11 protein-coding genes are annotated in these 12,127 nt (G+C 50.1%); 8 read left to right on the top strand and 3 right to left on the bottom strand.

Annotation, left to right across the window (positions count from 1 at the left end):
- The first annotated feature begins 159 nt into the window (after window positions 1-159).
- The 8 genes from SD10_RS30465 (at window position 160) to SD10_RS08705 (ending at window position 8,356) form a co-directional block, all read left to right on the top strand.
- Window positions 160-666 carry a glycosyltransferase family 9 protein gene (locus tag SD10_RS30465; RefSeq protein WP_394330469.1) on the top strand — a complete coding sequence of 169 codons (507 nt, stop codon included), beginning with the start codon at window positions 160-162 and terminating at the stop codon, window positions 664-666.
- Window positions 663-1,490 carry a DUF5672 family protein gene (locus SD10_RS08735; RefSeq protein WP_046573456.1) on the top strand — a complete coding sequence of 276 codons (828 nt, stop codon included), beginning with the start codon at window positions 663-665 and terminating at the stop codon, window positions 1,488-1,490. Before SD10_RS30465 ends, SD10_RS08735 begins: the two co-directional genes overlap by 4 nt.
- An 8-nt stretch (window positions 1,491-1,498) precedes the next feature.
- Window positions 1,499-2,524 carry a glycosyltransferase gene (locus SD10_RS08730; RefSeq protein WP_082111728.1) on the top strand — a complete coding sequence of 342 codons (1,026 nt, stop codon included), beginning with the start codon at window positions 1,499-1,501 and terminating at the stop codon, window positions 2,522-2,524.
- 18 nt (window positions 2,525-2,542) lie between these two features.
- Complete coding sequence (locus tag SD10_RS08725) at window positions 2,543-3,556, top strand: hypothetical protein (protein ID WP_046573455.1); 1,014 nt, start codon at window positions 2,543-2,545, stop codon at window positions 3,554-3,556.
- Between the two features lie 113 nt (window positions 3,557-3,669).
- Window positions 3,670-4,779, top strand: coding sequence for a glycosyltransferase family 4 protein (locus SD10_RS08720; protein ID WP_046573454.1), 1,110 nt, complete (start codon window positions 3,670-3,672; stop codon window positions 4,777-4,779).
- Between the two features lie 8 nt (window positions 4,780-4,787).
- A complete protein-coding gene (locus SD10_RS08715; RefSeq protein ID WP_046573453.1) occupies window positions 4,788-5,684 on the top strand; it encodes a glycosyltransferase family 2 protein in 897 nt (298 codons plus the stop codon).
- Between the two features lie 70 nt (window positions 5,685-5,754).
- Window positions 5,755-7,137 carry a hypothetical protein gene (locus SD10_RS08710; RefSeq protein WP_046573452.1) on the top strand — a complete coding sequence of 461 codons (1,383 nt, stop codon included), beginning with the start codon at window positions 5,755-5,757 and terminating at the stop codon, window positions 7,135-7,137.
- A gap of 64 nt (window positions 7,138-7,201) precedes the next feature.
- Window positions 7,202-8,356 (top strand): glycosyltransferase, encoded by a 1,155-nt coding sequence (locus tag SD10_RS08705; protein WP_046573451.1) that lies wholly within the window; start codon window positions 7,202-7,204, stop codon window positions 8,354-8,356.
- On the opposite strand, the gene SD10_RS08700 is transcribed toward SD10_RS08705, so the two are convergent.
- From SD10_RS08700 to SD10_RS08690, 3 genes are all read right to left on the bottom strand, one after another.
- Complete coding sequence (locus SD10_RS08700) at window positions 8,357-9,211, bottom strand: polysaccharide deacetylase family protein (protein ID WP_046573450.1); 855 nt, start codon at window positions 9,209-9,211, stop codon at window positions 8,357-8,359. It abuts the gene before it with no gap.
- Between the two features lie 98 nt (window positions 9,212-9,309).
- Window positions 9,310-10,074, bottom strand: coding sequence for a methionyl-tRNA formyltransferase (locus tag SD10_RS08695; RefSeq protein WP_046573449.1), 765 nt, complete (start codon window positions 10,072-10,074; stop codon window positions 9,310-9,312).
- A 65-nt stretch (window positions 10,075-10,139) separates the two neighbouring features.
- On the bottom strand, window positions 10,140-12,125 hold the full coding sequence (locus SD10_RS08690; protein WP_046573448.1) for a sialate O-acetylesterase: 1,986 nt from the start codon (window positions 12,123-12,125) through the stop codon (window positions 10,140-10,142).
- Between the last annotated feature and the right edge of the window lie 2 nt (window positions 12,126-12,127).

The raw sequence follows: 12,127 nt of genomic DNA, 5'->3' as shown, positions 1-12,127 counted from the left end.
CATATTTCGCACCGGAAATGCAAATACTGTCCGGAAGACCCGGTTAATTCAACCGCCGACAAGATTGGGTTAACCTTCGATAACTACCTGGATCGGGGTGATCTGTTGTATACGTTTTCGCAAGCCGCTGGTCTGCCTGGCTTGACGGGTGAACCGAAAATGTATATCCCAGACTCTGTACGACAAGGCGTTAAGGCTCTGAATTTGCCCGATCACGCCATTGTCATTCACTGTCAGTCGAGCCACGTGCTGAAGGACTGGCCCGCTGCGAATTGGAACAAACTGGTCGAATGGCTCCTGGATACCTACCCCTATCCGATTCTTGAAGTAGGCCAGACAACAACCATTAGTCTGAACAATCCGCGTAGCATAAGCCTTTGCGGAAAGCTTAGTTTGCTCGAAACCGCTGAAGTCATTCGTGGGGCCGACCTGTTTATTGGCATCGATAGTGGTCCTGCTCATATGGCGAATGCGATGACTATCGAAGCCATTATTTTGCTGGGCCAGTTGTTCGACTTTGTTGATTACCTGCCTTATTCCGGCCGTTACAAACGAGGGGAAGGCATCACTATTTTGAATGATTTTGGCCACCCGTGTGCCGACTTACCCTTTGCCTGGGTGCAGGAGGCAACACAAAGGCAACTGGGCCAGTCCAAACTTGTATGAAGCAGCCGACCTCTGCGCGCGTAAATGTAGTTTTACCCGTATATAAACCCCAACTCACTACGTATGAGCAAATTGCCCTGACGCAATGTGCAAGGGTACTGGGAAACTACCCGATTCTGCTGGCGGCTCCCCATTCGCTGGACGTTTCTGCCTACTCTCAGATTGCCCCTTCCCTACAGGTCCGTACCTTCGATGACGGTTATTTTAACAGCATTGACGGTTACAATCGCCTGATGCTTTCCGAAGAATTTTACAAAGCGTTTTCCGACCAGGAATACCTGCTGATTCATCAACTGGATGCCTTTGTTTTTCAGGATGATCTGACTTACTGGTGCCAGCAGAACTATGACTACATTGGCGCTCCCTGGCTGCGTGACCGGGATTTTACGGGTTGGTTCGATCAACTCGATTTCACCCTTCGGCAGCGGGTAGCCACCTGGCTCAACCTAAAAAAAGCCGACGGTATAACACCCCGCGAAATTATTAACCTGAATGGTGTTGGCAATGGCGGTCTGACACTCCGGCGCGTACCGAACATGCTGAAACAGCTGAAGCGATTTGAGCGAAAGATTGCCGAGTATAACCAGATTGCCATGCACCAATACCACGAAGATGTTTTTTGGAGCATTGAAGTAAATCGATACTGGCCTCGTCTGCGTATACCCCCTTATCGGAAGGCCCTCCATTTTTCCGTTGAATTTTATCCAGAATGGGCAATTGAACACTATAATCATGGTAAATTGCCGTTTGGTTGTCACGCCTGGGACATTCATGGAACCGATTTCTGGCGTCCTATTTTCGCCAGGTATGGCTATCAAATTTGATCGTTGGCATGACTCAATCTCTCCGTCCCTCTATTTCCATTGCACTTTGTACCTACAATGGTACGGCATATTTGCCAGCCCAATGGCAAAGCTTACTCGAGCAGGAGTTGTTGCCCGACGAAGTGGTCATTTGCGACGATTTATCGACTGACGGTACAATTGACCTGCTTACCGAACTGGCTGCCAAGGCTCCTTTTGCCGTACGTATTCTCGAAAACCCGGTACGGCTAGGGTCAAATAAAAACTTCGAACGAGCCCTGGGAGCGTGCACCGGTGATCTGATCTACATCTGCGATCAGGACGATTTCTGGTTACCGGAAAAAATTGCGACTATGACCCAGTACATGTCCCATCACTCCGATACGCAGGTGGCTTTCTGTGATGCCTGGGTGACCGATGAGTACCTGAAAAACCACCAGAGCCGAGTGTGGGAAGCGGTTCGATTCAACGCAATTGCCCAGGCCCGCTGGCACTCGGGTGAATCCATGGAAGTACTACTCGACGGAAATCGAATGATGGGCTGTGCATCGGTAATTAGGCGGTCATTCCTTAAATATGTATTACCCATACCGGCTGATTTACCTGGTGATTACATCTACGACGGCTGGATTGCGTTGGTTGCTGCGGCCTGCAATGCCGTTTCGTACATTAACAAACCCCTGCAATTGTATCGAACGCACGTTCAGCAGCAAGTAGGTGTGCGCCCTGTCGAAGCGCAGCAGGCTATTCTGTTGCGGGATCGGTTTACCCGACATCGGGCTCGTAAGCTGGCTCCCCTTCAGCAAAAACAAGGGCAACTCACCAAACTAAATCAATTATTAGCCGAACGACTGCCGGCTGATGTACCTGGTTTTCAGATGCTTCACCGGCGGCTGGCCCATTTTATCATGCGCAGTAGTTTACCGCCTAATCGCCTGAAACGGCTGGGGCCTGTTTTGGGTAGTTTGCAGCGCGGCAACTACCAACGATACGCCGACGAATCGGCCAACTGGTACGCTCCTTACCTGGCTGTTTTGGGCGATATACTCGAATGATGTAGTTTTGCACCCACTGTGCTACTAACCATCTGTACTATTCGTCAACTGCCCCAGGCGCTCGCGCTGGGAGACAGTTTCAGTCATCATACAACCCGGGCAATCGACAAACCACTGGTTTTGATCGGCCTGGCCGACGACCCGGCTCACTTGCCCGCTGGTTTTGTCTCGCCTTACCCGTTGCTGCCTGTACGGGAGGTGCTGACACCTACCGCCCTGCAATCCCTGTCTGCCAAGTATACGCCTACTGAGTTTGCCGCTGCGTGCAAGCCGCTGTTCATTGCGGAAGCGTTCAGGCGCTTTCCTCAGGAGGATAAGCTGCTGTATGCCGATCCGTCTATTCAATTTTTGGCCCCCCTGTCTTCCATTTGGGAACAACTCGTGACATCAACCGCGCTAATCACGCCCTTCATCACGAAAAGTCCGGGCGATTCCTGCTGGCCGGATGAAATGTTTTTTCAGAACGTTGGCCTGTATAGCGCCGATTTTCTAGCCTTTCGCCGATCAGCCGAGACCGACCGCTTGTTGGCCTGGTGGGATGATCGGGTACGCGAGCGAGCTTTTATCGACTTCTGCGCCGGTCTCTGTCTGGATCAGTTATGGCTGATGCATGTCCCCGTCTTCTTCCGGGATGTACACGTTATCCGAAATCCGGGGTGGCATGTTGCGCTCTGGAATCTCCCCGAACGAACCATTCAACAAGCCGATAGCATCTGGAAGGTATCTGGTCCCGCAGGCTCGCATCAACCCCTGCAGTTTATTAATTTTAAAGGTCTGGAAAACCCTGACGAGGGATTTTTCCCTTATCAGAACCGGCTTCAGCTTACACAACAGCCTGCGATTGATTCCTTAGTGACCAGTTACCGTCAACAGCTCAAGGCCCATCAGGCACTGGCTATTGATACGATAAAGCCTGCCTATGGCAACCAACCGGAACCAGTCGTGTTGCGCGGCTGGCGACATACCGCCCGAGAATCCCTGCAACGCCTGACCCGTTTTATTGACCGGGTTCATATTCCTGTCATAAACTGAGGCCGCTCACCGAATAATAACCGGCTGGCAAGGTTTTATCAATCAATAAGTCTATTTTTGCAGGTAAATCATCTCAGAAAAATACAACCCGGCTGGGCTGTAGATTTCCCTTCATGAAAGTACTCTACGACCATCAATCGTTCACGGGCGTATCCTACGGGGGCGTTTCACGTTATTTTTTCGAATTGATGCGTTCTTTTGCTAAACGATCCGATATCGAATTTGAACTGTCGCTTCGGTTATCCAATAACGAATACCTCGATCAAACGTCGTTCAGTCGCCACCTGCGCTACCGGAGTCTGGCACAGGTACGGAACGCCCACCGAATTGCCTCCGTACTGAACCGGCTCTATAGCCTCCAACGGGTAAAGGCGGGCAAATTCGACATTTTTCATCCTACATACTACCATCGGTATTTTCTGAATGCCATTGGTAGCAAGCCTTTTGTGCTCACCTTTCACGACGCCACCAGCGAACGCTATGGCAAGCAGTATCCGGAAGTAGGCGAAGGCTTGTACGACCTGAAAAAGCAGTTAATGCGTCGGGCCGACTGCATTATTTCGGTTTCGGAATTCTCGAAGCAGGAAATTCTGCGCTTTTTCCCCGTTGAGCCGGAAAAGATAAAAGTGATTCATCTGGGCACCACGCTGGGTGAGTCGTTGCCCGCTTCTGAAACGCTTGCCGCGCCTTTAGAAGCGCCTTATCTGCTGTATGTTGGCAAACGTGGGTTGTACAAAAATTTCGATGGCTTTTTTCGGGCTATCCAGCCTGTATTATATCGCCACCCCGATTTGCACCTTATTTGTGCAGGAGGTGGTGTCTTTAGTCAGGATGAACAAGCCTTGTTTCACGCGGCTGGGCTCGTCAATCGTGTTCACTATCGACCGGCCAATGATACCAGTCTGATCGCCCTCTATCGGCATGCCCGCGCGTTTGTCTTTCCATCGCTCAACGAAGGCTTCGGTATTCCGGTGCTGGAGGCTTACAGCAGTGGTTGTCCGGTGGTGTTAAGCAATCGAAGTTCACTACCCGAAGTGGGTGGCGATGCGGCTTTGTACTTCGATCCTGAAGATGATGACTCCATTGCCGGGGCCGTTGAACGTGTGTTGACAGATGATGCTCTTCAGGCAGACTTACGCCGGAAAGGCACGGAGCGATTGCGCAACTTTTCGTGCGATCAAACAGCCCGACAGACATTAGAGGTCTACCAATCTCTCCACTAATTGACTGCATGAGCCAGGCATCCCAATCCCTTCGTTCCTTTGTAACGCAATCCTACCGTCCGTTGGCGAAATCAGCGAACGCACAAGCCTACCCGAAATTAACGGTCGTTACGCCTTCCTATAACCAGGCGCAGTATCTGGAGCGTACTATCTTGAGCGTGCTCAACCAGCATTACCCAAATCTGGAGTATTTCATAATGGATGGCGGATCTACCGATGGTAGCCTGGAGATCATAAAAAAGTACGAGCCCTATCTCGCCGGTTGGGTCAGTGAGAAAGACAAAGGACAGACGGATGCCATCAATAAGGGCTTCAGACGGGCAACGGGCGATTATGTTGCCTTTCAGAATTCGGATGATGTGTTTGCCCCAAACGCTCTGCTGTGCGTAGCCGACGCCTGGCGTAAAGCACCGGATACCGACGTTTTTTTCGGCGACATGTACATTACGGATGAAGAAGACGTTATTCTGGAAGAGATGCGAGCACCCGATTTCTCCGTTGAATGTCATATTTACGAAGGCATGCAGGTGTTTAATCAATCCCTGTTTATCCGACGTGAGCGGCTGATCCAGTTTGGTATGCTGGATGAAAGCCTTCGGTTTGTGATTGATTACGAAATTGTGGCTCGTCTGGGTGTACAGCCCGGCATGCGATTCCGACACGTAAACGGCTTTTGGGGCGGATTTCGGGTGCAGCCCGATGCCAAATCATCAACCATAGCGGCTACAGTAGGGCTTCAGGAACATCAGATGGTACGAGACCGGTATCAACCGATGCTGACCTCAGCACTGGGCGCTGCCTTTTGGCAACGGTATAGCCGGTTGCGTAAATTATTGACGTTTATTCTCAAAGGTGAATTTGGCTACGTTCAGCATCGGCTCCGACTGAACCGATCCAGGCAGTAGTTTAGCCAGTTGATCCGTTATCGTGATCAGCTCAAAAGACATAGTACAAACTATAAACCAGTAGGCTTACATGAACAATTTCATTCGCTTTGTGCAGACACTCAACTATATGCGAATGGTTGTCGGTATCTGTATTATTGTGGATGGTTACCCGCTTATTTTCTTTTTTCGGGAAACCATGAAACTGGCTCCAGCGAGCACAACCTTTACGGCGGCAGCGCTGGCGGGTGGTCTATTGCTGATGATTCCATTCACGATATTTCGTCGGTTATATCGGCCTAATACGACCACATTCTGGATAGGCATCAGCTTTTTGCTACTCATTATCTTCTACATGTTCTTTTTCAATGGCGTGCCCGGCTTTGACGAATATGACAAGGATATGATCTATTTCGCCTATATCCTGATTTTTCTGTTTCTGCTGATCAATATTCCCAACGATATCATTCCGGTATTTATCCCCATTGTGGTGCTCTTTACGCTGGTATCGAACCTGGGACTTATTTATGCCCTGATAACCGACCCTACCTGGGCCATTGGGCAACGGGCAACCATTACCCTAAATAATGGGGATGAAGGCTCGGGGAACCCGCACGTGTTTTCCCGGAACGCCTTCATTGGTATTATTGCCTGTGCTATTGGCTTGTTCCGACCGCAATCCAACGTCATCTTTAAACTGCTCTGTTTCTTTGCGGGAGCCGTCAACCTGGCCGTGCTGGTGCTGACGCAAACACGGTCGGCTATAGTAGCGCTCATTCTTGCCGTCAGTTTATTTATGTATTTCAACGTTCGGCCCGCTCAGATTCGCACGGCCGTCCGTAGTCTTGTCAAACCCATTCCCATTCTAATCATGGTGGTTGGTTTTATGGGTATTATCTACTTTTTTCAGCGGTATTACACCATCTATCTCGTTCTGTATGATTACGTGTCGGGCTTCTTAGCAAAAAACCTGGACAACGTGTATGCTCTGTTAGGAATGAAAGCGCAGGGCGCTGATTACCAGGCGGTTCTGGACGATTCGGCAGCCAACCGATCGGTCAGTGGTGTCTTCCTTCGCAATTCCCTGTCGGGCGAGCACATCCATAAGTTAATTCTTGGCTACGGCTACAAGTATACGTACCTGGATGTTCCCATTGTTGAAGCCTTTACTAATCATGGCATCCCGGGCCTGCTTCTGTTCGGGGGCATCAATGGCTTGGTTTTCTATGATGCCATACGAATCATGCGGAAGAACCCGAATGATTTAAGCACTTTTCTGGCGTACTTCTACCTCCTTGTTTTCGTTCAATTATTTACAAATGGGCGCCCCAATGAAATCTCTTTTTGGTTTCCGCTGTCCCTGATGATTCGGTTTGTCGGCGTTGAGCACTTATTTCCAGCCTATTTATCGAACAAAGCGCCTGTCAATAAACACGAAGAGTTCGTTGTTGTCCCAACGGCTCAATCCATTTGATGCGTAGCCTACTGTTTGTCGTGGTTCGTAAAATCAAGAATTAATCGGTTATTTCGCGGTATATATGCGAATTTTAAATATCTGCGCTTACACCTGGCAGGCAGGTGGCCCTCCCAAGATTATTTTCGATCATACAGAAGTCGTACTCCGGTATGGGCATCAGGTAGATATTCTTAGTCCAATTTCTCCGGGCGAAAAGCCTTATCCGCTACCCGAGGGGGCGCGGCTCATTCTGTGCCAGCGAACGCCGGTTATCAGTCGCTTTTTTCGTGAATTTTCCGGCGAACTCTATCAATTTCTCAAGCAGCATGCGCACGAATATGATCTGATTCATTGCCATGGACTGTGGCATTTTGGGGTGCTGGCACCCTTCATGATCGACAAATCCGTTGCCAAAGTGATCACCATTCATGGGGTGCTGGATCGGTGGGTGTATGCGCACAATAACTGGAAAAAGCAACTTATGGATAGGCTGGCCCAGAAAGCCTATTTAGAGCGGGCGGACTTGGTTCAGATAAACAATGTCGATGAGCAGGCCGATGTATTACGGTATCTCGGGCATGCTCACCCCAACATCGTCATTATTCCCAATGGGGTGAAGATGAGCGATTTCACGACGCTCCCGCCAAAAGGTAGCTTTCGTCAGAAGTTTGGCCTGCCCATGGACAGGAAATTAGTCTTGTTCATGAGCCGCTTAAACGCCAAGAAAGGACTTGATTTACTGTTGCCGGGCTTCCGGGACTATGTTCGGCAACATCCGGACACCGTGCTGGCCCTGGCAGGCTCCGATGATGGGTACGAAGCCACGGCTCGTCAATTCATTGCCCAGCATGATCTTAGCGACTCCATCCGGATGGTTGGTATGCTCACAGGTGATGACAAAAAAGCAGCGCTGGCTGATGCCGACCTGTTTACCCTACCCTCCTACTCGGAAGGCTTTTCGATGGCTGTTCTCGAAGCGATGGCTGCCGGAACCCCCACACTGGTATCCGACCGGGTAGGCTTTGGCGAGGTTATTCGCGCCCACGAAGCGGCCGGGCTCCTAACTAGCTTAACACCGGAAGCCGTTCGGGACGGATTGGAAAAACTCCTTGGCAACGATCAACTGCGCCAGCAAGTCAGCAAAAACGCAACAGCTTTACTGAAGGCAAAGTATGATATCGATATTGTGGCCAAGCAGCTTCTGGATGAATACACAAAGGTGGTCAGGAAAAAATAACTACCGTTTCACATCCCGCCGAACCACATTTGCCCAGTCAACCTGTTTGTCGGCTTCTGACAAATCGACGAAGGGAAACTCCAGCAGCAGCTTCTTCAGCTTGGGCAGGCAGTTTTCCAGCCCATAATACGACTTGAATCGTCTGGCGCGGCTCAACCCTGGAATCATGGGTTGTTCGGCATCGAAGTCGCGGGGATGGAAATAGGTCATTACATAATCGGAGCGTCGCATAAAGCCTTTGATGACCCGATACGGGAACAATCGAAAATACCCGCCCCCCGAAAAGATCAAATCCTGCCCCAGCACGGCGGCCGTGTTGATCGGAAATTCTTTTAACAACGTACCCTCCACGTTCAGATAACCGGGCGAAAACATATTCAGCGATGCGTCGCCCCCATGCGAACGCCGGGCCGAAAATACGGAGCAATCGATGTCAATACCTTGCTCCAGCAGAATCGGAAATACCCAGCGGTTAAATTCCTTGATCGAAAAGCCTGGTGCCCGATAGGACCGGACTTTTTTGCCCGTCAAATCCTGCAAATGCTTGATAGACCGCTCCAGATCGGCCTGAAACTCAGCCGGTGTCTGTTCGTAGGCCAATTGATGCGCATACGAATGGGTCGCGATTTCGTAGCCAGCCGCGTCGATTCGCCGAATGATATCGGGGTGTTTATCGGCTACCCATCCCAGGCAAAAGAACGTTGCCCGGCTGTTGGTTTCGTCCAGAAGCTGAAAAATGCGATCCATATTCTGGTAAATCCGCGTCTCGTACTGGCTCCACTCAGCCTCCGTACGGGTCGATGCATTATCGAGGATATGAAACCACTCTTCAATATCAAACGTCAGTATATTCATGAATTTACGGTCAGTACGTGAGTAAGCTGCTTACACATAACAGCAGCCAACCATCGGCCCATGACCTAAAACAGGTTCCTGGCTAACTTATCTACTCCTTAATAAAACCGCTTTCCGGCTGCCAGAAAGGCCTTCACATCCTCGCGGGTGGGGAACGTGAAGTAAGTCATCTGAGACGCGTCGTTCTCGATCAACTCATAGTTCCCCGTGTGCACTTTGTCGATGGATTCAAGGATAGCATCCATGCCCATCTTCTTTGTCACATCGATCAGTTCGGCCTGGCTCATGTTCCCAATGGCAAGTTTATTTTGCACCAGAATCGGACCATTATCAATCCCTTCATCGACGAAAAATACCGAAACGCCCGTGTGCGTTTCCCCATTTTTGAGCACCCAGAAGGAAGGCATCAAGCCTCGGTATTTAGGCAGTAAGGCCGTGTGTAAATTGATACAGCCATGCGTGGCCACATCCAGCAGTTTACGTTTGAAAATCTGATTCCCCGCAATCGAGACAAACAGATCGGGCTTGTATTCTCTGAGCTTATCCAGGTTTTCGTCCTTATTGATATTTCCTTCAATGTGAATCAGCGGAATATTCCGGTCAGACAGCACTTTGCGGACATTGTTGCGACTGTCAAGTTTGGAGGTGACGAATTTGAATCCATACCGCAGAAAAAAGGGTAAGCCAAAAATATCGTACGTCTTCTTTATTTTTTCACTGAAGCTTTCCCGCTTGCCAAATGGCGATACATCGAACACAACCGTGGCGACAACTTCGGCATAAGGCGGTAACTTTTTGAGCAGATAATCAATGTTACGGGCGAGGTAGAACGGGTCATCCTGCGTAAGAATCACAAGGCGCATAAACGGTCAGCTAGTGTTAGAGACACAAAACTACATATTCCGACCAGAAAGCCAGTATTCGTTTATCAACGAACCACTACTTTCCGGCGGAGTAACTGCCCCTCGACGGTTTGAAGCTCGGCCAGGTATACTCCCGCTTCCAGATCGTTCAGGACAATTGACAGCGTTTTTCGGGCAGATCCATGCCAGTACTTTACCGTCTGCCCAAGTACGTTACGCACGGTTACGTCCGTAATGGTGACCAGATCCGTTTGCACATAAAGCGTACGGTCAGCCGCTATCGGGTTCGGATACAGTTGCACCGCGGGCTCCGTTGGTTCAACGCCGAGCACCAGCGGTCGTGCACTGATCATGTTGCTGTAGGTCGATTCAGAGACCGTACTCAATGCCCGCAGTCGGTAATAATAGGTGCCAAACATATTGGGCAGGTTGGTATCGGTAAAGGTGTTTGCCGTTCCGTTCAAGGTGGCAATCAGTTTGAACGTCGTGGGTGTGTCATCGGCCCGTTCCAGAAACTGGGTTTGTGAACCAGCAGATGCCGTCCAGTTCAACTGAATCTGTTTTTCAGAAATAGGGCGTGCCGCCAGAGTCGTTACGGGGGCTATCGCATCGGCAATGGGCACGGCATCGAATGAGAACGCCCGCATACCCCGCGTATTCCGGAGGGTGGGACCGTCATAAAATGGTGAGGCCGCGTCGGAAAAATAAGCAGGTAGATACCGAAGTTTCTTAGCCGTCGACGGCTGTTTCAGGCTAAGGATCACCCGGTTATTCTTGGCCAATCCATCCGTTACCAGCCCGGATTGTCCATCCAGGTAAAAGAAATCTTTCTGCTGGCGATAAGCAATCTGCGCCCCCGTGGCAAAATTATAGAAGGTGGTGTCTTTCTTCCAGACCATTTGCATCTGATCATCAAACACCAGCGTAATCGAATCTTTCCGGTTGTTATAGAATGTTTTCTTAATGTCAGGCGAATTAATTTGTGCGGTGTCCTTCGATCCGTAAATGTCACGGGCGATCAGCCGAAATTGCTCGAAAGCCAGCCGCTGGTGCGCTAACCCGCTGTAGTGAACCCCATCATAACCCGGCGTGCCAACGGTAGCCACGGTTTCTACGTTCATGAAGAGGTATTTTGTGCGTCGCTGAAAATCGCGCAGCGCAGCTGCACTATCTGAAGGGTTCGCCAGAATATTGATCTGCCCAACATAGATACGGGCATTGCCATAGTCTTCCCGAAACTGACTGTAAAGCTTGGCAAACTTCGCCGGATAACCAGGTAGCGCGCTTCCGGCATCTTCCTCACCCTGTTTCCAGATAATGGCTTTTGTCTGTGTCGCAACGCCCGCCCATTTTGCCCGGTTCAGCAAATCACCATAAAACGTAATTGGGTTCGCATGGTTGATCGGATCACGAATGGTTAAGGCCTCAATGGACGTACCGCCCTGCCCACCATTCATCACGCAGGTTGGAATCCCAAAGTTTTCAAGAATCAGCCGTTGCAGAGTAAGACCGAAGCCCCCGACGGTGCCAAAAGGCTGCTTGGCTGGATACCAGCTCATCTGGGTCGGTGACCCCATATACGGATACGTGACGTTGCGCAAGTACTTATCATTGAAGTTGAAAGAGTACAAAACGTCAAGATCTGTCAGGGCCAGCGCATTCGACTGCCCATCCAGAATGTACACATCGCCACAAACCACCCGCCTGGAGTTGGCGACAAGGGTCGAATCGAGATTTTTATAGATAAACACGCGAAACGAATATTCCGCAGGTTCGGCTTTGATAACGGGTGCCAACGTAAAGGCAGCAGCGCTGTCGGTAGCCACGAGGGTCTGGCTGATCACGTTTGTCAGGGAATCCTCCCGGAACACCTGTACGCCGATTTTAGTGTATCCAGGGGCGTTCATACGCCCACTGATTGTGACAACAGCCTGGTTGTTGGCATCACGTGGGTAGAGTTGAAGTTCGTGGGGTAGTTGTTGAAAAATAAGCTGGCCTGAAGCTGGAAAATAGTACAAAAACAATATAACACCTATGTAAAGTCTATTCATTA

Origin of the sequence: Spirosoma radiotolerans (assembly GCF_000974425.1) — a bacterium.
Taxonomy (GTDB): Bacteria; Bacteroidota; Bacteroidia; order Cytophagales; family Spirosomataceae; genus Spirosoma; species Spirosoma radiotolerans.
This window is presented reverse-complemented; position numbering and strand designations above follow the sequence as displayed.